At 66.8% G+C, this 23,561-nt stretch carries 26 protein-coding genes; 16 read left to right on the plus strand and 10 right to left on the minus strand.

Features of this window, described 5'->3' with window-relative positions:
• The first annotated feature begins 16 nt into the window (after positions 1 to 16).
• Positions 17 to 505 carry a DUF192 domain-containing protein gene (locus ACIGHN_RS13580; RefSeq protein WP_396504791.1) on the plus strand — a complete coding sequence of 163 codons (489 nt, stop codon included), beginning with the start codon at positions 17 to 19 and terminating at the stop codon, positions 503 to 505.
• A gap of 98 nt (positions 506 to 603) precedes the next feature.
• On the opposite strand, the gene ACIGHN_RS13585 is transcribed toward ACIGHN_RS13580, so the two are convergent.
• Together ACIGHN_RS13585 and xseA are read right to left on the minus strand one after the other, a co-directional pair.
• A complete protein-coding gene (locus tag ACIGHN_RS13585; RefSeq protein WP_056414774.1) occupies positions 604 to 1,185 on the minus strand; it encodes a superoxide dismutase in 582 nt (193 codons plus the stop codon).
• A gap of 245 nt (positions 1,186 to 1,430) precedes the next feature.
• The gene (gene xseA / locus ACIGHN_RS13590) at positions 1,431 to 2,759 is read right to left on the minus strand and encodes an exodeoxyribonuclease VII large subunit (RefSeq protein WP_396504792.1); all 1,329 of its coding nucleotides are present in this window, start codon (positions 2,757 to 2,759) and stop codon (positions 1,431 to 1,433) included.
• Positions 2,760 to 3,121: 362 nt separating this feature from the next.
• On the opposite strand from xseA, the gene ACIGHN_RS13595 reads away from it, so the two are divergent.
• The 6 genes from ACIGHN_RS13595 (at position 3,122) to adk (ending at position 7,704) form a co-directional block, all read left to right on the plus strand.
• Complete coding sequence (locus ACIGHN_RS13595) at positions 3,122 to 3,766, plus strand: MotA/TolQ/ExbB proton channel family protein (RefSeq protein WP_056414768.1); 645 nt, start codon at positions 3,122 to 3,124, stop codon at positions 3,764 to 3,766.
• 171 nt (positions 3,767 to 3,937) lie between these two features.
• On the plus strand, positions 3,938 to 4,372 hold the full coding sequence (locus tag ACIGHN_RS13600) for a biopolymer transporter ExbD (protein WP_056414765.1): 435 nt from the start codon (positions 3,938 to 3,940) through the stop codon (positions 4,370 to 4,372).
• Between the two features lie 178 nt (positions 4,373 to 4,550).
• Positions 4,551 to 5,621 (plus strand): tetraacyldisaccharide 4'-kinase, encoded by a 1,071-nt coding sequence (lpxK, locus tag ACIGHN_RS13605; protein ID WP_396504793.1) that lies wholly within the window; start codon positions 4,551 to 4,553, stop codon positions 5,619 to 5,621.
• A gap of 98 nt (positions 5,622 to 5,719) precedes the next feature.
• On the plus strand, positions 5,720 to 5,902 hold the full coding sequence (locus ACIGHN_RS13610; RefSeq protein ID WP_056165650.1) for a Trm112 family protein: 183 nt from the start codon (positions 5,720 to 5,722) through the stop codon (positions 5,900 to 5,902).
• Positions 5,899 to 6,726: a 3-deoxy-manno-octulosonate cytidylyltransferase gene (kdsB, locus tag ACIGHN_RS13615; RefSeq protein ID WP_396504794.1), complete on the plus strand. Its 828-nt coding sequence runs from the start codon at positions 5,899 to 5,901 to the stop codon at positions 6,724 to 6,726. Before ACIGHN_RS13610 ends, kdsB begins: the two co-directional genes overlap by 4 nt.
• 321 nt (positions 6,727 to 7,047) lie before the next feature.
• Positions 7,048 to 7,704, plus strand: a complete 657-nt coding sequence (adk, locus tag ACIGHN_RS13620) for an adenylate kinase (protein ID WP_396504795.1) — start codon at positions 7,048 to 7,050, stop codon at positions 7,702 to 7,704.
• Between the two features lie 230 nt (positions 7,705 to 7,934).
• Here adk and ACIGHN_RS13625 read toward each other — a convergent pair whose 3' ends face one another.
• The 3 genes from ACIGHN_RS13625 to ACIGHN_RS13635 form a co-directional block, all read right to left on the minus strand.
• Entirely contained in the window at positions 7,935 to 8,405 is a 471-nt protein-coding gene (locus ACIGHN_RS13625) for a DUF6152 family protein (protein ID WP_056414761.1), read from the minus strand.
• 92 nt (positions 8,406 to 8,497) lie between these two features.
• Positions 8,498 to 8,920 (minus strand): hypothetical protein, encoded by a 423-nt coding sequence (locus ACIGHN_RS13630; protein WP_396504796.1) that lies wholly within the window; start codon positions 8,918 to 8,920, stop codon positions 8,498 to 8,500.
• Positions 8,921 to 8,971: 51 nt separating this feature from the next.
• Positions 8,972 to 9,904, minus strand: a complete 933-nt coding sequence (locus ACIGHN_RS13635; protein ID WP_396504797.1) for an asparaginase — start codon at positions 9,902 to 9,904, stop codon at positions 8,972 to 8,974.
• A gap of 112 nt (positions 9,905 to 10,016) precedes the next feature.
• Between ACIGHN_RS13635 and lexA the strand changes: the two genes are divergently transcribed.
• From lexA to ACIGHN_RS13650, 3 genes are all read left to right on the plus strand, one after another.
• Positions 10,017 to 10,691: a transcriptional repressor LexA gene (gene lexA / locus ACIGHN_RS13640; protein ID WP_056414752.1), complete on the plus strand. Its 675-nt coding sequence runs from the start codon at positions 10,017 to 10,019 to the stop codon at positions 10,689 to 10,691.
• A gap of 132 nt (positions 10,692 to 10,823) precedes the next feature.
• Complete coding sequence (locus tag ACIGHN_RS13645) at positions 10,824 to 11,330, plus strand: hypothetical protein (RefSeq protein ID WP_396504798.1); 507 nt, start codon at positions 10,824 to 10,826, stop codon at positions 11,328 to 11,330.
• Positions 11,331 to 11,657: 327 nt separating this feature from the next.
• A complete protein-coding gene (locus ACIGHN_RS13650) occupies positions 11,658 to 12,665 on the plus strand; it encodes a D-2-hydroxyacid dehydrogenase family protein (protein WP_056414746.1) in 1,008 nt (335 codons plus the stop codon).
• Between the two features lie 283 nt (positions 12,666 to 12,948).
• Here ACIGHN_RS13650 and ACIGHN_RS13655 read toward each other — a convergent pair whose 3' ends face one another.
• From ACIGHN_RS13655 to ACIGHN_RS13670, 4 genes are all read right to left on the minus strand, one after another.
• The gene (locus tag ACIGHN_RS13655; protein WP_056414743.1) at positions 12,949 to 14,076 is read right to left on the minus strand and encodes a branched-chain amino acid ABC transporter substrate-binding protein; all 1,128 of its coding nucleotides are present in this window, start codon (positions 14,074 to 14,076) and stop codon (positions 12,949 to 12,951) included.
• Between the two features lie 130 nt (positions 14,077 to 14,206).
• A complete protein-coding gene (locus tag ACIGHN_RS13660; protein ID WP_396504799.1) occupies positions 14,207 to 14,965 on the minus strand; it encodes a hypothetical protein in 759 nt (252 codons plus the stop codon).
• Entirely contained in the window at positions 14,965 to 15,399 is a 435-nt protein-coding gene (locus ACIGHN_RS13665) for a DNA polymerase III subunit chi (protein WP_396504801.1), read from the minus strand. Before ACIGHN_RS13665 ends, ACIGHN_RS13660 begins: the two co-directional genes overlap by 1 nt.
• 19 nt (positions 15,400 to 15,418) lie before the next feature.
• On the minus strand, positions 15,419 to 16,999 hold the full coding sequence (locus tag ACIGHN_RS13670; protein WP_396504802.1) for a leucyl aminopeptidase: 1,581 nt from the start codon (positions 16,997 to 16,999) through the stop codon (positions 15,419 to 15,421).
• A gap of 45 nt (positions 17,000 to 17,044) precedes the next feature.
• Here ACIGHN_RS13670 and lptF point away from each other — a divergent pair, with 45 nt between their 5' ends.
• From lptF to ACIGHN_RS13700, 6 genes are all read left to right on the plus strand, one after another.
• Positions 17,045 to 18,151: an LPS export ABC transporter permease LptF gene (gene lptF, locus ACIGHN_RS13675; RefSeq protein WP_396504803.1), complete on the plus strand. Its 1,107-nt coding sequence runs from the start codon at positions 17,045 to 17,047 to the stop codon at positions 18,149 to 18,151.
• Positions 18,148 to 19,254, plus strand: coding sequence for an LPS export ABC transporter permease LptG (lptG, locus tag ACIGHN_RS13680; RefSeq protein ID WP_056414872.1), 1,107 nt, complete (start codon positions 18,148 to 18,150; stop codon positions 19,252 to 19,254). The genes lptF and lptG overlap by 4 nt, the downstream gene beginning before the upstream one ends.
• Before the next feature lie 29 nt (positions 19,255 to 19,283).
• Complete coding sequence (locus ACIGHN_RS13685) at positions 19,284 to 19,661, plus strand: sirohydrochlorin chelatase (protein WP_396504804.1); 378 nt, start codon at positions 19,284 to 19,286, stop codon at positions 19,659 to 19,661.
• Positions 19,662 to 19,732: 71 nt separating this feature from the next.
• A complete protein-coding gene (locus ACIGHN_RS13690; protein WP_056165626.1) occupies positions 19,733 to 20,674 on the plus strand; it encodes a CysB family HTH-type transcriptional regulator in 942 nt (313 codons plus the stop codon).
• Positions 20,675 to 20,827: 153 nt separating this feature from the next.
• On the plus strand, positions 20,828 to 21,979 hold the full coding sequence (locus tag ACIGHN_RS13695; protein WP_396504805.1) for a pyridoxal phosphate-dependent aminotransferase: 1,152 nt from the start codon (positions 20,828 to 20,830) through the stop codon (positions 21,977 to 21,979).
• Positions 21,980 to 22,006: 27 nt separating this feature from the next.
• Complete coding sequence (locus ACIGHN_RS13700) at positions 22,007 to 22,555, plus strand: hypothetical protein (RefSeq protein WP_396504806.1); 549 nt, start codon at positions 22,007 to 22,009, stop codon at positions 22,553 to 22,555.
• A 65-nt stretch (positions 22,556 to 22,620) separates the two neighbouring features.
• On the opposite strand, the gene ACIGHN_RS13705 is transcribed toward ACIGHN_RS13700, so the two are convergent.
• Complete coding sequence (locus ACIGHN_RS13705; protein ID WP_396504808.1) at positions 22,621 to 23,523, minus strand: DMT family transporter; 903 nt, start codon at positions 23,521 to 23,523, stop codon at positions 22,621 to 22,623.
• Positions 23,524 to 23,561: the final 38 nt, after the last annotated feature.

Here is a 23,561-nt window from a genome sequence, read left to right on the forward strand (position 1 = left end):
ACCGAAAGCATCTCCCATGAAGACACCGCTGTTTGCAATCGCCGCCGCTGCACGCCCCACGCTGGCGGCCACCCTGTTGCTGGCCCTGGGCCTGGTGAGCACTGCGGCCACGGCCCAGGAGGGCCCGCAGCTCAACCTGCAGCGTGTGGAGCTGACGTCGGGCATGCACCGCATCGATGCTCAGGTGGCGGCTACGCCGGAGCAGCGCCAGACCGGGCTCATGCACCGCAAGGAGATGCCCCAGCACGAGGGCATGCTGTTCGTCTTCGAGCAGCCCGCGCAGCAGTGCTTCTGGATGAAGAACACCCTGCTGCCACTGACGGCCGCCTTCGTGGCCGACGACGGCACGGTGGTGAACCTGGCGGACATGAAGCCGCAGACGCTGGACTCGCACTGCTCGGCCAAGCCGGTGCGCTATGTCCTCGAGATGAACCAGGGCTGGTTTGCCCAGAAGGGCATCAAGGCCGGTGCCAAGCTCAACGGGGCCCCGTTTCGCCGCCAGTGACGCGAGCGGCCCGCGCACCATGAAAAAAGCGGCCCCGGGGCCGCTTTTTTTTGTGGGCCCCGCCGCGCGATGCAGCGGGATGGCCTGATCGCGATGGATCAGGCGAAGTTGGCTTCAGCGAACTTCCAGTTGACCAGCTTGTCGAGGAAGGTCTCGACGAACTTGGGACGCAGGTTGCGGTAGTCGATGTAGTACGCGTGTTCCCACACATCGACCGTCAGCAGTGCCTTGTCGGCGGTGGTCAGGGGCGTGCCAGCGGCACCGGTGTTGACGATGTCGACGCTGCCGTCGGCCTTCTTCACGAGCCAGGTCCAGCCCGAACCGAAGTTGCCCACGGCGCTCTTGACGAAGGCTTCCTTGAATGCAGCGTAGCTGCCCCACTTGGCGTTGATGGCTGCTGCCAGCGCGCCCGATGGCTCGCCGCCGCCTTGGGGGGCCATGCAGTTCCAGAAGAAGGTGTGGTTCCAGATTTGCGCAGCGTTGTTGTAGATGCCGCCGCTGGACTTCTTGACGATCTCTTCGAGCGTCAGGTTTTCGAACTCGGTGCCCTTTTGCAGGTTGTTGAGGTTCACCACATAGGCGTTGTGGTGCTTGCCGTGGTGGTACTCCAGCGTTTCCTGGCTGTAGTGCGGTGCCAGGGCGTCGATGGCATAGGGCAGCGGGGGAAGGGTATGTTCCATGGTGTTTTCCTCGTGGTTTGAAATTCTGGGATGCATGCCACCTGCAGCGCTCACCTCGGCAATGCAGTCGGACACAGCGCGAAAGGGGCATTGTAGGAACATCGGATGACCTGTGCAGGCTCCTGCCCGGCCCCGCCCTCAAAAAGCTTCAGATGGCGCGCACGTCCTACAGCGGCGACCGAACCTGCCGCCCTCACTGCGCCATCACGCGCCCTGTGCCGCGGGCCGGGCACCCACCCACGGGACTACAGCAGGCGGGGCTGGGCGGCCACGGTCACATCCACCGCTCCATCGGCCAGCGTGGCGCGCAACGCATCGCCGGGCTGGGCCTGCCCCACGCTGGTCACGGCGTGGCCCTGGGCGTCCGTCAGCAATGCGTAGCCGCGCTGCAGCACCAGCCGCGGGTCGAGCAATTGCAGCCGCAGGGCTGCGCGGTCCAGCCGCTCTGCCTGCTGGCCGATGCGGCGCTGCATCTTGACAGGCAGATCGGCCTGTAGCGCCTGCTGGGTCTGCGCCAGCTGCTGCAATTTCAGGAGCATTCCGTGGCGCATGTGCTGCGACAGACGCGCCAGTTGCAGTTGCTGGCGTGCGACGAGGCCCGAAGGGCGCCCCAGGCGGCCCGCGGCCTGGTCCAGCCGCTGGTGCCGGCTGTCCAGTTGGCGCTGCAGGCTGTCTTCCAGGCGCTCGGCCATCAGGTCCAGCGCCCCCAGCCACACGGCGCGCGGCTGGGACACGAGTTCGGCCGCCGCCGTGGGTGTCGGCGCGCGCAGGTCCGCGCAGAAGTCGGCGATGGTGAAGTCGGTTTCGTGGCCCACGCCGCAGACGAGCGGCACCGGGCTCTGGACGATGGTGCGCGCCAGTTGCTCGTCGTTGAACGACCACAGGTCTTCCATGGAGCCCCCACCGCGCACCAGCAAGATCGTATCGATGGGCGTCGTGGTGCCGTGATCGGCCCCTGGCGCTTGCCCCGCCTGCGCGAGCCGATACAGTTTTGATAGCGCCGCCACCAGCGATGCAGGCGCTGCACCGCCCTGCACCTGGGCCGGGACCAGCACCACCGGGATGTGCGGCACGCGGCGGCGCAGTGCGGTGACCACGTCGTGCAGCGCCGCTGCGCCCAGCGACGTGACCAGCCCGATGCCGCGCGGCATCAGGGGCAGCGGGCGCTTGCGGGCGGCGTCGAACAGGCCCTCGGCCTCCAGTTGTGCCTTCAGGCGCAGGAACTGTTCGAACAGGGCGCCCTGCCCTGCACGCTGCATGCTTTCGACAATGAACTGCAGGTCGCCCCGGGCCTCGTACACGCCGATGCGCCCGCGCAGCTCGACCAATTCGCCATCGCGCGGCGAAAAGTCAAGCAGGCTGGCGGCACGCCGGAACATTGCGCAGCGCAACTGACCGTTCGCGTCCTTGACCGAGAAGTAGCAATGACCGCTGGATGCGCGCGAGAAGCCCGTGATCTCGCCGCGGACCGCGACAGGATTGAACCTTGCCTCCAGCGCATCAGCAATGGCGCGGCACAGCGCGCCAACTTCCCAGACGCGCGGCGTCGCAGCGAGGCCTGGACGCTCAAGCATCGGCCACAGCGGGGTTTGGCGGCGTTGCCACCGGGGAAGTACTCCACAGAACGGAGGGAGCGACCGTAACGCCGGCCAAGCCTGCGCAAAATGGCCGCATAGCACGTTTGCACGTGCAAGCTGTTGATTTATAAGGATTTTTCACTGCACAATTTTTCATCAATCTGTTGCAATCACGCAGCGACGCCACTTTGCGGGCTGCCGGGGACGGGTTTCCCACAAAGTTATCCACAGTTTTTGTGGGTGAGCGGCAGGCCGTGGTGGGCGGGCAGCAAGGTAACTGTTTGTGACGCAAACTGGCGCCGGAGGGGGCGGGAAGCTGGGCCATAATCGCCGATTGCTTCATCTGCGCGGAGAGAGATTTGCTGTCCATCATACAAGCCGCAGGCTGGCCGATCTGGCCCCTGATTGCGTGTTCCGTCCTGGGACTGGCGCTGATTTTCGAACGTTTCCTGGCCCTGAAAACCGCCCGCGTCGCCCCGCCCAAGCTGCTGGATGAAGCGATCACGGTGTCCTCCAAGGCCATTCCCACGCCCGACGTGGTGAACCAGCTGGCGCAGAACTCCGCGCTGGGCGAGGTGCTGGCCAGCGGCCTGCGCACCATCAACAGCAACCCCCAGTGCAGCGAAACCGACCTGCGCGCCGCCATGGAAGGCACGGGCCGCGCCGTGGCGCACCGGCTGGAAAAGTACCTGGCAGCCCTGGCCACCATCGCCTCTGCCGCGCCTTTGCTCGGCCTGCTGGGCACGGTGATCGGCATGATCGAGATCTTCGGCTCGCAGTCTGGTGGCGGCGGTGTCGGCCAGGCGATGGGCGGCGGCAACCCTGCGCAGCTGGCGCACGGCATCTCGATTGCGCTGTACAACACGGCGTTCGGCCTGATCGTGGCCATCCCGGCACTGATCTTCTGGCGCTACTTCCGCGCCCGCGTCGATGCCTATCTGCTCACGCTGGAGCTGGCCTCCGAGCAGTTCGTGCGCCACATCCTGCGCCTGCGCAAGAAGTGAACTCCCCCTTGAGACGCCATCGTTCCATTCCCCCGTTGTTCAGCGCTGCGCGCCAGGGGCCTATGGATGCCGCCTGTGCGGCGGGGCGGCCATTGAACGGCGGCCGCTCGCAAGGGCCGCGCCGGTTTCCAAAGCCCGCTGTCACGGCGTGCAGCAGATTGGATCGTTGACATGAACTTTCGCCCCCGCACCAAGGAAGAGCCCGAGATCAACCTGATCCCGTTCATCGACGTGCTGCTGGTGGTTCTCATCTTCCTGATGCTGACCACCACCTACAGCAAGTTCACCGAGCTGCAGCTCACGCTGCCGGTGGCCGACGCCGAGCAGCAGCGCGACCACCCCAAGGAAGTCATCGTGTCCGTGGCGTCGGACGGGCGCTACGCCGTCAACAAGACCGGCGTCGAAGGCAAGAGCGTGGACGCCATTGCGCAAGCCCTGCGCACCGCGGCCACCGCCGGCCAGGGCAGCGTCGTGATCATCAGTGCGGACGCGATGGCGCCGCACCAGTCCGTGGTGTCCGTGATGGAAGCGGCCCGCCGTGTCGGGCTGACGCAGATCACGTTTGCCACTCAGTCCTCCGCAGCGGGGCGCGCGGCCAGCCGCTGACCCGCATGGCGGGCTGGGTGCCAACGGTTCTCTATCTGGCTGCGGGCTCGCCTGAGCGCCATGGGCTGAAGGCCCCCCACCCGGTGCGCCGCAGCGCCCCCCATGCAACCCTAGGCGCCACAAGCCGGAACGCCAGGGCCCAGGCCTGGCCCCGCCGCAACGCGGCCGACAGCACACCATGAGCCGGCCGCCCGGGCAACCAGCGCCCGCCCCCTCTTCTCTCACTTCCTCATCACCCCGCGCACAGCCCGTTCCTGCCGCGCAAGGCCTGCAGAAAGCCTGGCAGTCACGCGGCCCCTTGGCCTGGGCGCTGTGGCCCGTGTCGATGGTGTACCTGGCCTTGGTGTCGCTGCGGCGCTGGCTGTACAAGGCCGGGGTGCTCGCCTCCAGCCATCCGGGCCGGCCCGTGATCGTGGTGGGCAACGTGATTGCTGGCGGTGCCGGCAAGACCCCCGTGGTGATCGATCTGGCCCGGCACCTGCAGTCGCGGGGGTTGCGCACAGGGATCATCTCGCGCGGCTATGGCCGGCGCACCACCGATTGCCGCGAGGTGCGTGGCGACAGCCTGGCCGCCGACGTCGGCGACGAGCCTGCGCTCATTGCGCGCCATCTGGCGGCCAACGCCCACGCCCCCGTGCCGATCTTCGTGGCGCGGCAACGCACTGAGGCGGCGCACGCCCTGCTGGCGGCTTACCCCGAGACCCAGGTGATCATCTGCGATGACGGCCTGCAGCACCTGGCGCTGCGCCGCGACGTGGAGATCTGCATCTTCAACGACCAGGGCATCGGCAACGGCTTCCTGCTGCCCGCGGGCCCCTTGCGCGAGCCGTGGCCCCGGGCGGTGGACATGGTGCTGTACGCCGGCCATGCGCCTCCCCGCAGCGACGCGCCCGGCTTTCGCCTGGACCGCCGCCTGGCCGACTACGCGCTGCGCGCCGATGGCAGCCGGGTGCCTTTGCAGGACCTGCGGGGCCAGCCCCTGCACGCGGTCGCCGCGGTGGCGCGCCCGGGCGACTTCTTTGCCATGCTGCAAGCGCAAGGGCTGGCGCTGGCGCATGCCGAGGCACTGCCTGATCACTATGATTTTGATAGCTGGCAGCGCTTACAGGACAAGCGGTACCTGCTCATTTGCACTGAAAAAGACGCCGTCAAACTCTGGCCGCGCCACCCCGACGCGCTGGCGGTGCCGCTGCAACTGCACATCGATCCCGCCTTCTTCCAGGCCCTGGACGCTCGCCTGACGGCCTGAGCCGCTGCACCCGCAAAACGCCCGCATACACCGCCCGCGCCACCGCTATCATCCCCGCCTGCCTGCCCGACGAACGCCCTTTTCCCGAGAGCCACACCATGGACCCCAAACTGCTTGAACTGCTGGTCTGCCCCGTCACCAAGGGCCCGCTGACGTACGACCGCGAGGCGCAGGAACTCGTCTCGCGCAGCGCACGCCTGGCCTACCCGGTGCGCGACGGCATCCCGGTGCTGCTTGAAAACGAGGCCCGCACGCTGACCGACGAGGAACTGGAGCGGTGAGCGCGCTGCCCGCCACGCTGCCTGGAGGTGACGAGGCCTTCACGGTGCTGATCCCGGCGCGCATGGCGTCGAGCCGCCTGCCCGACAAGCCCTTGGCAGACATCGGCGGCCTGCCGATGGTGGTGCGGGTGGCGCAGCGCGCCGCCCACAGCGCCGCGAGCCGCGTGGTGGTGGCCGCGGACGATCCGCGCATCCTCGAGGCCTGTGCCCGGCACGGTGTCGAGGCCATCCTCACCCGGGCCGACCACGCGAGCGGCAGCGACCGCCTGGCAGAAGCCTGCACCCAGCTGGGGCTGGACGGCGATGACATCGTCGTCAACGTGCAGGGCGACGAACCCCTGATGGACCCGGCCCTCATCGACGCAGTGGCCGCCCTGCTGCCCGCGCGGCCCGAAGCCAGCATGGGCACCGCAGCCCATGCACTGGCCACGTTGGCCGACTACTCCAACCCCAATGTGGTCAAGGTGGTGCTCGATGCCCGGGGCCTGGCGCACTACTTCAGCCGCGCGCCCATCCCGTGGGCACGCGACCATGCAGGCACGGCCTGGTGGCAGGACGGCGCCGCGCAAGCGGCAACACCCGGCGTCGCCGCACTGGCGGGTTTTGCGCCGCTGCGCCATGTGGGCATCTACAGCTACCGTGCGGGTTTCCTGCGGCAGTTTCCCACCCTCGCACCCGCGCCGACCGAGGCGGTGGAGGCCCTGGAGCAACTGCGTGCCCTGTGGCACGGCCACCGCATTGCCGTCTATCTGGCCGGGGAAGCACCAGGCCCCGGCGTGGACACGCCGCAGGACCTGGAGCGCGTGCGCGCGCTTTTCCGCTGACCCCCGGCTCGCTGCGCTGACGCGCGTGCGACTCGCCGGGGTGGTGCCCACCGAACGCGTGCGCCGTATCCACCCCACCCTGGCAGACCACGGTGCAGAGCCGCCCGGGCCCTGAGCTGGCAGGGATGCGGGCCCCCAGGAAAACACGCCCATAAACGGTGCGCCGTGTAAGTCAGGGCAAGGTTGTCACATGCTATCCTCGACTGTAACGAGAGAGAGCATCGCACCCCGGGAGTACTCTGGCCACCGCTGACTGCACGCGGTGGCCTTGGCGCGCCCCGGCCAGCGGCGCCACCCGATTTCTAAACTTCGAGGACTTCCATGAGACTGATTCTGTTGGGCGCGCCTGGCGCCGGAAAGGGCACGCAAGCCACGTTCATCTGCCAGAAGTACGGCATCCCGCAAATCTCGACCGGCGACATGCTGCGCGCCGCCGTGAAGGCTGGCACGCCTCTGGGCCTGCAGGCCAAGGCGGTGATGGATTCTGGTGCCCTGGTCAGCGACGACATCATCATCGGTCTCGTGAAGGAACGCATCACCCAGCCCGACTGCGCGCAGGGCTTCCTGTTCGACGGCTTCCCCCGCACCATCCCGCAGGCCGACGCCATGAAGGCGGCGGGCGTCAAGCTCGACTACGTGCTGGAGATCGATGTTCCCTTCGACGCCATCATCGAACGCATGAGCGGCCGCCGCTCGCACCCGGCCAGCGGCCGCACCTACCACGTCAAGTTCAACCCTCCCAAGGTGCAAGGCAAGGACGACGTGACGGGCGAAGAACTGATCCAGCGCGAAGACGACAAGGAAGAGACCGTCAAGAAGCGCCTGCAGGTGTACAGCGACCAGACCCGCCCGTTGGTGGACTACTACAGCAACTGGGCCAAGGCCGAACCCGCTGCCGCCCCCAAGTACCGCGCCATCAGCGGCACGGGCAGCGTGGACGAAATCACCACCCGCGCGCTGCAGGCCCTGGCCAGCTGACCACCACAGCGACTGGCAACGCGGCGCGCACGGTCTGCACGACCGAGTAGCGCCGGCACTGACCGCACCCCAACGGCGCCTTGACACCAAGGCGCCGTTTTTCTTGGGGGTAGTGAAAGCGCTTTTGCACAGCCTCGTCAGGCCCACCTGTCAGCACAGTTACCTGCACCGCTGCGGACTTGCCGGCTGGGGCATCAAGGCCCGCAGGCTGGCTGGAACGCGCTCCAGACTTATGCGGGCCCCGAGCGCAAGCCGTACGCCTTGCCATCCACGAACAGATACTCGGCCCGCAAGACGGCGTCGCCCTTCTCGTCCCGCAGGGTAAAGCCCACCACCGACACGGCTGCACCGGCTTGGATCTGCGGCACCTGCCAAGCCTGCATGCGCGTCAGGGGTGCCAGTTCCACCTCCCACTGGCGGTCCTTGCGCGTGGGCAGCACCGCCTTGGCCAGCAAGGCCTTGCCGTCCACCGGCGCGGTCTGCGCGGGCACCGCACGCTGCGCCAGGTCGGCGGGCAGCTTCAGCCCGGCCGGAATCTCCAACTGCAGCTCCGCGTGCGGGTTCTGCCAGCGCACGGACTTCACCGTGCCTTCCAGATAGATCGGGCGGTCCGCGTCGAAGCTGCTCCAGCCATGGTGCGCATGCGCTGCCAGCGGCAAGGCGGAGGCTGCCACCAGGAGATGGCGTCGTTGCAGGGTCATCGGGGCTCTCCTTCGAAGATCAATCAGGGAACACAACGGGGGTGCGCACGCTGCAGCAGCCAGACTGCCCAGCCATTGCGGCGCGGCATGCGCTACAGGTAGGCGATCCAGCGGCCACACACCACCACGGCCAGCCAGATGACGGTGGAGACCAGCATCTGCACCTTGGCCACGCCGTCCAGGCGTGCCAGCGAACCCCGGCCATGGAACCACGCCGCGTTGCAACCCGCAAGCATTAACAACAGCATCTTCAAGGTGAATGCGCGGCTGCTGAGCAGTTCGGCGGGCTGGGTGGCGAACATCAGCAGGCCCGAGGCCGCAGCCAGCAGGAAGCCGCACAAGGCCACCGACAGGCTCAGCCGGGCCAGGTCCTTGACCGGCAATGCGGCGCCACGGCCGAACACCCGCAGCTCCAGCAGCACCAGATTGCCCAGCAGCAGTGCAATGCCGACGATGTGGACCACCTCCAGCGCCGGGTAGGCCCAGGCGTGGGTCTTGAGGGAGGCAAAGAGCATGGCCGCGGCGCCTGGGGGCTTGTAGTGTGTTGTGGACTGCTCGGCCGCGCGTCAATGCGAGAGCAGGTCCAGCATCAGCGAGATGCGCGCCTTGACGGGCGAAAGCCCCCGCGAATCCGGCAGGGCATCGCCCGGCTTGGGCAGCACCTGGCCTTCGGGGCAGCGGGTGGAACGCACCACGCGCACGCCCACATCCTGCGCCTTGAGCAGCGCGGCCTCGAGCGCATGGTGGATCGTGCCGTTGCCGGTACAGGCCACCACCAGGCCCTGCACGCCATCGCGCACCAGCGCGTCCACGATGGCGCCGCTTGCACCTGCATGGTTCAGGAGGATCTCGACCCGCGGCCACACGGCGGCATTCGCTATCTTTTCAATAGCTAATGGCGCTTTCTCAGCGGGCGCCAGAGGCCAATCCTGCACCAGGCGGACCCGGCCCTCCTCCACCCACCCCAGCGGCCCGGCGTCGCCGGAGCTGAATGCATGGACGCGGTACGGATGCACCTTCTGCACATGGCGCGCGCCATGCACCTCACCCGCCGCCACCGACACCACGCCCTGCGCGCCCTGCGTGGTGGCCACGGCCACCGCGTCCAGCAGGTTCTGCGGGCCATCGGGGGTGAGCGCGCTGGCCGGGCGCATGGCGCACGTCAGCACCACGGGCTTGGACCGCGCATCCAGAACCAAGCTCAGAAACCACGCGGTTTCCTCCAGCGTGTCGGTACCGTGGGTGATGACCACGCCCTGCACGGCGGGGTCCTGCAACAGCTGCGCGCAGCGCACGGCCAGCGCCTGCCACACCGACATGTCCATGTCCTTGCTGTCGAGCTGGGCCACCTGCTCGGCCTGCAGGGTGGCGCCGCCGGCTGCCAGGGTCAGCCCCGGCACGGCGGCCAGCAGCTGCTCCACGCCCACCTGGGCGGCCGTGTAGCCGATGTTGTCGCCGGCCTGGGCCGAGGTGCCCGCGATGGTTCCACCTGTGCCCAAAACCACAATTTTTTGCCCACTCACTTGCGTACTCCGAAAAACTGGTGAAAAATACAGTTACTGGATTAAAAAACAGTTGTTCGCCACTGTAGCGTCTCCACCGGAAACCACCATGCTCGACAACCCGAAACTGACCGCCCGCCAGCAGCAGATCCTGGACCTCATCCAGACCGCCATCGCCCGTACCGGTGCGCCCCCCACCCGCGCAGAAATCGCGGCCGAGCTGGGCTTCAAGTCGGCCAACGCCGCCGAAGAGCACCTGCAAGCGCTGGCCCGCAAAGGCGTGATCGAGCTGGTCAGCGGCACATCCCGCGGAATCCGTCTGCGCAGCGACACGGTGCGCTCCATCAATGCAGCACGCGGCAGCCAGTTCAGCCTGCCCATCCCGGGCCTGTCTCAGCTGGTGCTTCCGCTCATCGGCCGCGTGGCGGCGGGCTCGCCGATTCTCGCGCAAGAACATGTCGACCAGACCTACAGCGTGGAAAACAGCCTGTTCCAGCACAAGCCCGACTACCTGCTCAAGGTGCGCGGCATGTCCATGCGCGACGCCGGCATCATGGACGGCGACCTGCTGGCTGTGCAGTCCACCCGTGAGGCACGCAACGGCCAGATCATCGTGGCCCGCCTGGGCGAGGACGTCACCGTCAAGCGCCTGCGCCGCACGGCCACCGCCATCGAGCTGCTGCCCGAGAACCCCGACTACCCCGTCATCGTGGTCCAGCCTGGCGAGCCCTTTGAAATCGAAGGCCTGGCCGTCGGCTTGATCCGCAACACCATGCTCATGTAGAGCCCCCTGCCTGGCCGCGCCGCAGGTGGCGGGCGTTTGGTGTACCGGCACAACGTCGGTACGCCAGCCCTGCGGTGCCGGTTGTCATTGCAATCCTGCCTATGTCCAACCCCCGACTTTCGGAGTTTTCACATGGGAATTGCCTTGTCCACCCTGTCCGCCGCCCTGCCCCATTCGCTGCAGAATCTGTCGCGCTGGCTGCACAACCTCGTCCGCCTGGACGAAGCCCCACGCGCTGGCGCCCCGGCTTCATCACCACCTGCCAGCGCCAACCCGCCGGGCGAGCATGGCACGCCGGGCCATGGCGGGCCTGCCGGCGACCAGCGCAGCGCAGGGTCACCACGTCTCCGCCCTTTGCGGGGCAACTGGCCCTTCACCGTCCAGCCGGCTCCACCCGAGCCCAAGGCATCCGCCGCCCGCACCTCCGTGGCGGCCAACCGGTCGTTTCTGTCTGCACCCTGCGGCAGCAGCCGTGATGCATTCATGGCGTCCATCGCATCCAGCGCGCTGCCCTCACGGCCCGTGCCGGCCGTGCGCAAGGTATCCCACGCCAGCGGCCGCCTGGTGATCGCAGGCCGCATGGCCGACGTGTGTGCAGAACTCGACCGCATGGCTGCGTGCGAGGCGCTCCAAGCGTAGAAAGATCATCGCTGCCCAGGCCGGCGGGTGGCGGCTGGCGGCCGGCGCGCCGGTGCTGCACCGGCCTCGGGCTTGCAACCCGCACAGGGTGCTGCAAACAGTGCCGTCGCGACGCGGCGTGCTGTGAGCACTGGCACCAAAAAACGCTGACAACACCTGCTTCGTGGCCGCGGTCGGCTCTGCTGCACTCGCCAGACTTGCGCAGCCCATCCACTCCGTGCGGCTGCGGCAGCCGCCGCGACAATCCGTCACCAAAAGCTGGCGTTTTGGGCCCCCCGAAGACCTGCCAGTGCAGTGCGGCGCTGCGTGCCAAGGCACAATGTCGGGATGAACATCGTGATTCTCGACGACTACCAGGATGCAGTGCGCAAGCTCCATTGCGCCTCTCGGCTCGACGCATACACAGCCAAGGTCTACACCAACACCGTCAAGGGGCTGGGCCAACTTTCCGTCAGACTCAAGGATGCAGACATCATCGTCCTGGTCCGCGAGCGCACGCAGATCACGCGGCAGTTGGTGGAAAAGCTCCCCCGGCTCAAGCTGATTGCGCAGACCGGCAAGGTCGGCAGCCACGTGGACGTGGCCGCCTGCACCGAACGCGGCATCGCCGTGGCAGAGGGCATCGGCTCGCCGGTGGCTCCTGCAGAACTGACATGGTCGCTGGTGATGGCCGCCATGCGCAGGCTGCCGCAGTACATCTCCAACCTCAAGCACGGCGCCTGGCAGCAGTCGGGCCTCAAAGCGGCCTCCATGCCACCCAACTTCGGGCTGGGCAATGTGCTGCGCGGCAAGACGCTCGGTGTCTGGGGCTACGGCCGCATCGGCCAGCTGGTGGCGGGCTATGGGCGCGCTTTCGGCATGAACGTCCGCATCTGGGGCCGCGAAGCGTCGCGTGCGCAGGCCCTGACGGACGGCTACCAGGCAGCCACCACGCGCGAAGAATTCTTCGCGCAGTGCGATGTGATCTCGCTGCACCTGCGCCTGAACGATGAGACACGCGGCATCGTGTCGCTGGAAGACCTGTCCTGCATGAAGCCCACGGCCCTGCTGGTCAACACCTCCCGCGCGGAGCTGATCGAGCCTGATGCCCTGATTGCCGCACTCAACCGCGGCCGCCCTGGCATGGCAGCGGTCGACGTTTTCGAAAGCGAGCCCATATTGCAAGGCCATGCCCTGCTGCGGCTCGAGAACTGCATCTGCACGCCGCACATCGGTTATGTGGAGCAGGACAGCTACGAGCTGTACTTCGGCGCTGCGTTCGACAACGTGGTGAATTTCATCAAGGGCACGCCCACCAATATCGTGAATCCCGGATCGCTGCAGGTGCGCCGCTGAGGCTTTGGTGCGCGCCCTGTTCGGTAGACGGGTGACCAGGGTCGCACCCAGGCGGCCTCTGACCGGCCCCACACTGAATCTCCAGCCTTGACCGGTCGCGGTGCAAGCCCGCATACCGGGATCATCACCGGGCCTGCATTGCGCCGCCAGGCATCGGGCATCGATCAGCGCCGCACACGGACACACCACCCATAAAAAAAGGCTTCCATGAAGGAAGCCTTTTTTGCGCCTGCCGGTGCAGCACTGAATGCTGCACCAGACAGAGAAGGGAAGCCGCTCTGAATTACAGAGGCGTCTTCTTGCCGTCCTTGTAGTTGTACAAGGTGATGGCGGGGTTCTTCATTTCGCCATTGGGTTCGAAGGCGATCGTGGAGGTCACGCCCTTGAAGTTGGACTTGAGCAGCTCGGGGGTGTAGACCTTGGGGTCGACCGAGTTGGCACGCTTCATGGCGTCCACGATCAGGTACGTGGCGTCGTAGGTGTAGGGGCTGTACACCTGGAACTGGTTGGGGAACTTGGCATCGTACTTGGCCTTCCAGGCGGTACCGCCAGGCATCTTGGCCAGCGAAGAGCCGCCTTCAGCGCAGATCACGTTGGCCAGGGTCTTGGCACCGGCAGCCAGCTTGGCGATTTCCGACGTGCAGACGCCGTCACCACCGAAGTACTTCACGTTGCCCATGCCCAACTGTTCCAGCTGACGCAGCATGGGGCCGGCTTGTGGGTCCATGCCGCCGAAGAAGATGGCGTCAGGGTTCTTGGCCTTGATGGCGGTCAGGATCGCCATGAAGTCGGTGGCCTTGTCGGTCGTGAACTGCTCGTCCACCACCTTCATGCCCTTGGCGGCTGCGGTCTTCTTGAACACGTCTGCCACGCCTTGGCCGTAAGCGGTACGGTCATCGATGATGGCGACGGTCTTGAGCTTCAGGGTGTCCACAGCGTAGAACGCTAGGCCAGCGCCCAGGGCGTTGTCGTTGGCGATGATGCGGAACGTGGTCTTGTAGCCAGGCTTGGTCAGGTTGGGGTTGGTGGCAGCACCGGTCACGTGCGGGATACCGCAGTCGTTGTAAACCTTGGAAGCGGGGATGGTGGTACCGGAGTTGAGGTGGCCCACAACGCCTGCGACCTTGGAGTCGCACAGCTTTTGTGCGGCAGCGGTGCCTTGCTTGGGGTCAGCAGCATCGTCTTCGGCCTGCAGCTCGAACTTGATCTTCTTGCCACCGATGGTGATGCCTTGAGTGTTCAGCTCTTCAATGGCCATGCGGGCGCCATTTTCGTTGTCCTTGCCGTAGTGGGCTTGGGCGCCGGAAACCGGAGCCACGTGGCCGATCTTGACCACCTGCTCTTGTGCAGAGGCCACACCAGCAGCAGCCGCGATAGCAGCAACCACGGTCAGTTTCAACTTCAATTGCATATCAATCTCCAGTAAAGATAAACGCTGAGAATGTTCTTGTGTCTCAACGCAGGGGAACATATCGCAATTTACGGGCCAGATCATTAGGGAACACGATTAAATGTGGGGGAAACCACAGGGGAATACCCTGTTAACCCTTGGGCGCCACAGGCGTGCCACTCGCCAACTCATCGGCCACGGCCTCGTACACCGCGTGGCGGACCACCGATTCGATCTCTTCGCGCAGCCGCGGCAGCACCGATCTTGTCTGCTCTTGCACCACTGTGGCGATCGCTTCGCGCAGACGTTGATCCAGCACAACGTCGACACGCTGCATCACGCGGTGCACCATGTATTCCTCGAAGCCATCGGGCAGCGCGCGGGCCACAGCGGGTGGCGCCACCATGGCGCGGGGCGCACTGGCAGGCGGCGGCGCGGGCGCATCGACCGCGGGCAGCCGCCGGGTGAGTACACCCGCGCTGGCAGCCGCTGCCAGCGGGCTTGCCGCGGTGTTCGCATTGGCTGATGCCACTGGCGCAGACGCGGTCGCTGACGCTGACGCTGACACACCTGCAGACCCGGAGGCCGCTGCTGGAGCGGGGATCGATGCCGGCACGGGTGCCGGTGCCGGTGCAGGCCGCTGGGTCATCACCGCGGGCGGTTGCGCGCTGGGCAACGGCGGTCGCACGGCAGACACCTGCACCGCGGGCGCAGCGACACCCGCTGCGGCGGGCCGCACCACTGGCGGCAAGGGCGACGAGACCACCGTGGTGCGCCCGGCTGCAACCGGCGAAGCAGGCGCCAGGGGCGCACCGGGCGCCCCGTGTGCAGGCACGGCATCCGGCGTTTGCACCACTTCGGTGAGCGTGGGAACAAAGCGGGGCGGCGTGCGAGGGGGTTGCTGTGCCATCAGCCGGCTTTCAGCACGAGGTCGTGGCGGGTGATGGCGTAGCCGCGCGATGCATAGTGCTTCCAGCGCGCCCGTGCCTGCATGCGGTCCGACTCATCCTGCGCACTCACCACCTCGACCAGGCGGTCGAACCGGCCGAAGCCTTCGGGCACTTCGGCATGCAGATTCAGCAGCACCTCGTGGTGCGCAGCGGTGCGTGCGTCAATGGCCAGCAGCACGGGCGATGCGTGCACCAGTTCTTCGTCGGCGTCGTCACGGCAGTGCGCCACAAAGTCCTGCGGTGCCAGCGCCCAGAGCATGCGGTCGAGCGCCACCAGCGTGTCGGCGGGCGCCGAGATCACCAGGCGCGCGCCGCTGCGCTGTACCTTGCGCGCAAACCGGCATGCGTACGCCAGCTTGTCGGGGGCATTGAAGTGAAAGGCGACTTCGGTCATGCGCTGTGCCCTGCAGGACTCAGGCGCCGCCGGCCTTGGCCGTGCGCCGGTTCGACGCGGGCTTGGCGGTGGCGGCGCGCGGCGCACCAGCGGCTGCAGCGGCCGATGCGGGCCTGGCAGCCTTGGTCACTTTGGCCGCCTTGGCAGCCTTGCCGGCGGTCGCGCCGGCTTCGTTCAGCAGGTACTGCACCAGCAGTCCCACGGGACGGCCGGTGGAGCCCTTGGCCGCCCCGCCCTTCCAGGCGGTGCCGGCGATGTCCAGGTGCGCCCAGGGCAGGTCGCCCACATACTTTTGCAAAAACTTGGCTGCGGTGATCGATCCGCCCGCGCGGCCCGCCACATTGCCCATGTCCGCAAAATTGCTCTTGAGCCCGTCGGCGTAGTCGTCGTCGAGCGGCATGCGCCAGCACAGGTCCTGCGCAGTGTCACCTGCGTCCTGCAGCGCCGTGGCCAGCGCATCGTTGTTGGCAAACAGCCCGCTGCGCACGCCGCCCAGGGCGATCACGCAGGCACCCGTCAAGGTGGCGATGTCCACCACGGCGGCGGGCTTCAGGCGCGCGGCATAGGTCAGTGCATCGCACAGCACCAGGCGGCCTTCGGCATCGGTGTTCAGGATCTCGATGGTCTGGCCGCTCATGCTGGTGACCACGTCGCCGGGCTTGACCGCGCGGCCGTCGGGCATGTTCTCGCAGGCCGGAATCAGGCCGACCACGTTGATGTCGGGCTGCAGCTCGCCCAGCGCGCGGAACACGCCCAGCACGCTGGCGGCGCCGCACATGTCGAACTTCATTTCGTCCATCTCGGCCGCGGGCTTGATGGAGATGCCACCGGTGTCGAAGGTGATGCCCTTGCCCACCAGCACCACCGGTGCCTTGTCCTTGGCCGCACCGCTGTAGCGCAGCTCGATGAAGCGCAGGGGCTCTTCCGAGCCGCGCGCCACGGCCAGGAAGGCGCCCATGCCCAGGCGGGCGACTTCCGCCGGGCCGTGCACCTTGCACTGGATGCGCGGCAGCTTGGCCAGGGTCTTGGCGGCATCGGCCAGCAGGGTCGGCGTGGCGTGGTTGGCAGGGCGGTTGCCCCATTCGCGCGCAAACTCGACGCCCGAGACCAAGGCCACGCCGGTATCAAAGGCCTCGCGCACGTCGGCCGCGCTGTGCACGCCCACCACGCAGCGACTCAGGGCCCGCGCCTCCACCTTGGACTTGGTGGTGGTGTAGACATAGCTGGCCTCGGCCACCGCCTGCACGGCGGCATTCACGGCCCCCGCCTGCGCCTTGGCGGCAAAACACACGACCACGCGCTTGGTCTGCGGCGCCTTGATGGCGCCGCCCACGGCCAGCAGCGCCTGGCGCACGGCACGGGCCGCACCGTCGCCCGCGCCCAGCAGGATCAACCGGCGGGCGGCGGTGCCGGCGGCCTGGTAGAGCTGCAGGCTCTTGCCCGCCTTGGTGGCCAGATCTCCATTCTTGAGCGCCTGCGCAGCCAGGGTGGACAGCGCGTCCTTCCCGGGCTTGAACCCCTCGGGGATGAGCGCGATCAGCAGATCGCATTTTTCCGACGCGGCCGCAGTGAGTTCAAGGGTCTTGAGATCAAAGTTCATAATCGATGTTTTCCTTTTTCAGCGTGCTCTACAGGCTGCGAGCCAATGTTATTCGATTCATCCATCCGCAAGGAGCTGGCGCGCAGCTTCGGTGCGACGCTCGTGGTGCTGGTGACCGTGGTCATGACCATGATGCTGATCCGCACCCTCGGCCAGGCCTCCCGGGGCAGTGTCAGTCCATCCGATGTGATGCTGGTCATGGGCTTCACCGTCCTCGGGCAGCTGCCCACCATCCTGAGCCTGAGCCTCTTCATCGCCGTGGTCGGCACGCTGTCGCGCATGTACCGCGACAGCGAGATGGTCATCTGGTTCGCCAGCGGCCGCGGCCTCATCAGCCTGCTCAAGCCCCTGGTGCGGTTTGCCTGGCCGGTGATGGCGGTGGTCGCCGTTCTTTCGCTGCTGGTCTGGCCCTGGGCCAACTCGCAGATCCAGGAACTCAAGACCCGCTACGAGCAGCGCAGCGACATCGACCGCATCGCGCCGGGCGAATTCCAGGAATCCTCCAACGGCAGCCGCGTGTTCTTCATCGACAAGGAAAGCGCGGACACGCAGACCGGCAACAACATCTTCATCGCCGCCACCGACGGCACGCGGGAGTCCGTGACATCGGCGCGCAGTGCGCGGCTGGAGACCCAGAACGGCGAGCGCATGGCCCTGCTGACGGACGGCCAGCGCCTGGAGACCACGCGCGACAAACCCGGCGTGAAGGTGAGCGAGTTCTCCGAATACGGCACCCGCATCGGCTCGGCGCCCTCGGGGTCGGCCGAAGAACTGTCTGTCAAGACCCGCGCCACGCATGAACTGGTGATGAACCCCCTGCCCGCCTTCCAGGCCGAACTGGGCTGGCGCATCGGCCTCGCGCTTGCGGCCCTGAACTTCGTGGTGCTGGGCCTGGCCGTGGCCAGCGTCAACCCGCGGGCCGCGCGCAGCACCAGCCTGGTGTTCGCGCTCTTTGCCTTCATCGTCTACTACAACCTCATGACCCTGGGGCAAAGCTGGGTCGGGGCCGGCAGGCTCGGCCTGGCCAGCTTCATGGTGCTGCTGCACGGCGGCATGCTGGTGGCTTCGCTGCTGGTGCTGGCCGCGCGCCACAACCAATGGACCATCCGCCGGCTCTGGCAGGCAGGCCCGACGCCCCGGAGCGCCCCATGAAAACCATCCGCCGACTCATCCACCGCGAAGCCCTGCTGGCCGTCACCTTCGTGACCGCCGGGTTCCTGGCCCTGTTCTTCTTCTTTGACCTGGTGGACGAACTGCGCTGGGTAGGCAGGACGGGCGCGGAGGGCTACCAGCTGTCGCACGCCTTCCTGTTCGTGGTGCTCAGCATTCCCAGCCACCTGTACGAACTGCTGCCCATCACGGTGCTCATCGGCACCATCTTCGTGATGGCGCGCCTGGCGCAAAGCTCGGAGTTCACCATCATGCGCACGAGCGGCATGGGCCCGTGGCGGGCGCTGCGCACCCTGCTGACGCTGGGCGGCGTGTTCGTGCTGTTCACGTTCGCGGTGGGCGACTACATCGCGCCGCTGACCGACCGAGCGGCCCAGTTGGTGAAGGTGCGTTACCTGGGCCGCCTGACCACGGGGGCCACCGGTGCGTGGCTCAAGGAGCGCCAGGAAGACCACTCCTTCGCGGTGAACGTGCGCGCACTCACCCCGAACGGCGGCATGCTGGACGTGCGCATTTTTGAATTCGACGGCAAGGGCCGACTGGCATCGCAAACACGTGCCGCCTCCGGGCAGTTCGGGCCCGATGGCGCCTGGGAGCTTGAAAAGGTGCAGCGCAGCAAGTTCGAGCAGCGCGGCACCGACGGGGCCCGGGTCGAGCACCTGGACACCCCCACGCTGCAGTGGCCCACGCGCATCAGTGCCGACATGGTCGCTGCCTCGCTGCTCAAGCCCGACCGCATGGCCACCATCGACCTGTTCCAGTACATCCGGCATCTGGATGCCAACGGACAGTCCGCCCAGCGCTACGAGATCGAGTTCTGGCGCAAGGTGTTCTACCCGCTTTCGTGCCTGGTGATGGTGGTGCTGGCCCTGCCTTTTGCCTACCTGCATTTCCGCTCGGGCGGCATTGCGGGCTATGTGTTCGGAGGGGTGATGGCGGGCATCAGCTTCTTCCTGCTCAACAACGTGTTCGGCTACGCAGGCAACCTGCAGAACTGGTCGCCGTGGCTGACCGCCGCCGCGCCCGGGCTGATCTACTCCGTGCTGTCCCTGGCCGCCTTCGGCTGGCTGGTGCTCAGGCGCTAGCTGCCCCCCTTGAAACACCCCCCCCTGCCATGAGCCTCAGCGCCATCATCCTGTTCGCCCACGGATCACGCGACCCCCTGTGGCGCGCGCCCATGGAGGCCGTCGCCACCCGCATTGCGGCCGCCCACCCCGAGCGGCCCGTGGCCTGCGCGTACCTGGAGCTGTGCAGCCCCAGCTTGCCCGAGGCCGCTGCCCAGCTGGTAGCGCAGGGTGCCGCGCAGATCACCGTAGTGCCGATGTTTCTGGGCACGGGCAAGCACGCGCGGGAAGACCTTCCGGTGCTGGTGCAGGCGCTGCGCAGCGCCCACCCCGCCACGCAATTCCATGTGCAGCAGGCCATCGGCGAAGACCCGCGCATGACCGCCCTGATGGCCGACATTGCCTGCGAGAGCCCGGCCGAGCGATAAATCCGGCAGGGTCGTCTGATTTCTTTAGATGGTTGCAGCATAATGATGCAACTCTTTAGGCGATATCAGATATGAATCTGCACCAATTCCGTTTTGTGCAAGAGGCCGCGCGTCGCAACCTCAACCTGACCGAGGCCGCCAAGGCCCTGCACACCTCCCAGCCCGGTGTCTCCAAAGCCATCATCGAGCTGGAAGAAGAATTGGGCGTGGACATCTTCGCGCGCCATGGCAAACGCCTCAAGCGCATCACTGAGCCGGGCCAGCATGTGCTCAAGAGCATCGAAGTCATCATGCGCGAGGTGGGCAACTTGAAGCGCATCGGCGAGCAGTTCAGCGCGCAGGACAGCGGCACGCTCAGCATCGCCACCACCCACACCCAGGCCCGCTACGTGCTGCCGGTGCCGGTGGCCCGCCTGCGCGAGGCCTACCCCAAGGTCAATATCAGCCTGCACCAGGCCACGCCGCACGAAGTGGCCCGCATGATCATCGACGAGGTGGCCGAGATCGGCATGGCCACCGAATCCCTGGCGGACTACCCCGAGCTGGTCACCCTGCCCTGCTACGAATGGCAGCACGTGCTGGTGGTGCCCACCGACCACCCGTTGGCGCAAAAAGAGCGCATCGGCCTCGATGACCTGGCCCACGAAGCCCTGATCACCTACCACCCCTCGTTCACCGGCCGCGGCAAGATCGACCACGCCTTTGCCGCCCGCAAGCTGCAGCCGCGCATCGTGCTCGAAGCCATCGACTCGGACGTGATCAAGACCTACGTGCGCCTGGGCCTGGGCATCGGCATCGTGGCCGAGATGGCCATGCGCGACGACCCGCTGGGCGACCTGGTGGTGCGCCCCGTGGGCCACCTGTTCGGCCAGAGCGTGGCGCGCGTGGCCTTCAAGCGCGGCGCCTACCTGCGCAACTTCGTCTACAAGTTTGCCGAGCTGCTCAGCGACCGCCTGAGCCGCGAACTCATCGCCCGCGCGATGACCGGCCATGTCAACGACTACGAACTTTGAAACACCCCCTGAGCCGCTTCGCGGCTTCCCCCTCCAGGGGGACGCCGCCGGTGGCCTGGCAAAGCCAGTTCCAAGGCGTCCGCTGGCTTGGCCTGCTCCGCGGCCTTCGGGCCGACAAACGCCGCGCTGATTTCCCATGATTGACACCACGCGATGAGCACTCCGTCCTTCCCCAGCAAGTTGCCCAACGTGGGCACCACCATCTTCACCGTGATGTCGGCACTGGCCGCAGAGCACCAGGCCGTCAACCTGGGCCAGGGCTTTCCCGACTTTGAATGCGCCCCCGAGCTGGTGAACGCCGTCACGGCGGCCATGCAGGCCGGCCACAACCAGTACCCGCCCATGCCCGGCGTGCCGGTGCTGCGCGAGGCCGTGGCCCGCAAGATCGAAGCGCTGCATGGCCGGGCCTACCACCCCAACACCGAGATCACCATCACGGCCGGCGCCACGCAGGCCATCATCACCGCCATCCTGGCCGTCGTGCACCCGGGCGACGAGGTCATCGTGCTCGACCCCTGCTACGACAGCTACGTGCCCAACATCGAACTGGCGGGCGGCAAGGCGGTGCGCGTGCCGCTCACGCCCGGCAGCTTCCGGCCCGACTTCGGCAAGATCAGCGCGGCCATCACGCCCCGCACCCGCGCCATCCTCATCAACAGCCCGCACAACCCCAGCGCCACGATCTGGACGGCCGAGGAGATGCGCCAGCTCGAAGACCTGCTCGCTCCCACCGACATCCTGCTCATCAGCGACGAGGTGTACGAGCACATGGTGTTCGACGGCGCCGAGCACGAAAGCGCCGCGCGCTTTGCGGGCCTGGCGGCGCGCGCGTTCATCGTGTCGAGCTTTGGCAAGACCTTCCACGTCACCGGCTGGAAGGTCGGCACCGTGGCGGCCCCTGCAGCGCTGACGGCCGAATTCCGCAAGGTGCACCAGTTCAACGTGTTCACCGTGAACACGCCCATGCAGCACGGCCTGGCCGCCTACCTGCAAGACCCGGCGCCCTACCTGCAGCTGCCCGCGTTCTACCAGGCCAAGCGCGACCTGTTCCGCCAGGGCCTGGCGGACTCGCGCCTGAAGCTGCTGCCCAGCACCGGCAGCTATTTCCAGTGCGTGGACATCTCTGCCGTGAGCGACTTGAACGAATCGGACTTCTGCCAGTGGCTCACCCGCGAAGTGGGCGTGGCGGCGATTCCGCTGTCGGCGTTCTACGGCGACGGATTCGACCAGCGCGTGGTGCGGTTCTGCTTCGCCAAGAAGGACGAGACGCTGCGCGCCGCGCTGGAGCGGCTGCGCAAGCTGTGATGCACTGAAGCGCGCCCAAACTCGAAGATGAAAAACAAGAAGCTTCAGATATCGCTTTTCGAATTTCTTCAGTCCGGCTGGTTTGGGCCTCTTACGCCAAAAAGAAATTGCTCGCCCGAAGACATTACGAAAATCTTCGGTCAACCAGACAGCATCGAGATGTACGGGCCCATCGGCCCCAATGGACCCTATCGTGCTGGAGATGAGCGCTGTTTTCCAGTCATCCTGGCCTACGGCGTCATCGAATTTCATTTCGATGCGCCATTGCTGATGTATACGTTGTTCTCAGACTGTTTCTTCTCAGGACGCCCTCGCGGCGGCCCTCTCAAACTGACGGACACGGCGCTGCTGCGCCACAGCAGGCCACTCAATGAATTCTTGATCCTAGCGAAGTCAAGAGGCCTCGAAATCCGCTCGGTCGTTCCAACGCAACCACCGCTTGCAGTGATACTCACAACGAGTGAGGGCGTCACCCTTCACTTCGAGCATCAGGATGCGAGCGCTCCTGGCTCCCAGCCCACCTTGCGGGCTTTCTCATGGGCACACGACTTCCGAGACCGCTCCAGCCCTGCATAGCAAGGTAGGAGCAGCGCGAGTTCAGGCAATGCCCGCATGACCCCAATCGGAGGGACACGCGACCGCTATCGAGCCTGCCTGGCCAGCCACACCCCCGCAGCCGCCAGCGCCATGCCCGCCAGCGCCCAGCCGCTGAGCGTCTCTCCAAACACGGCCCAGGCGATCAGCGCGGTCGTGGGCGGGGTCAGGTAGAACAGGCTGGCCACGTTCACCGCGCCGCCGCGGCGGATCAGCACATTCAGCAAACTGACGGCGCCCAGGGACAGCACCAGCACCAGCCAGCCCAGCGCGAACACGAACTCACCGCTCCATGTGATCGCCATGGTTTCAGTCGCATAGGCCAGCACCGCCATGGCGACGGCACACGGCAGGTACTGGATCACCGAGCCCGTGCGCAGGTCGAACGAGGGGCAGAACCGCTTCTGGTACAGCGTTCCCGCCGTGATGCCCAGCAGCGCCACCAGGGCGGGCAGCAGCATGCCCGCCAAGGCCCCGGCAGGCACGGTCGCCACCTTGCCCGCCACCACCAGCGCCACGCCGCTGAACCCCAACCCCAGCCCAACCCACTGCGCGGGCCGCACCTTCTCGCCCAGCAAGGCGCCCGCGACCAGTGCGGTCAACAGAGGCTGCAAGCCCACCACCAGCGCCGTGATGCCCGACGGCAACCCGTGCCCGATGGCCATGAACACCCCGCCCAGGTACACGCCATGCACCAGCAGGCCCGACACTGCGATGTGCCCCCAGGCCCTGCCTGCCGGGGGCCAGGGCGCGCGCGCCAGCGCCACCACGGCCAGCATGAGCACGGTGACGATGGCAAAGCGCAGCCCCAGGAAGGTCAGCGGCTCGATGTAGGGCAAGCCCAGCTTGGCACCGATGAAGCCCGTGCTCCAGAGCGCGACAAACAGCAACGGGGCGATTGAATCCAGCGGATTCGAGACGGGGGACTGGTGGGGCGTTGCCTGGGTCATGGGGGGCTGAAGATCAAGCGCCCGCCTGCAGCAGCCAC

The organism is Acidovorax sp. NPDC077693, from assembly GCF_044542805.1.
Taxonomy (GTDB): domain Bacteria; phylum Pseudomonadota; class Gammaproteobacteria; order Burkholderiales; family Burkholderiaceae_C; genus Acidovorax.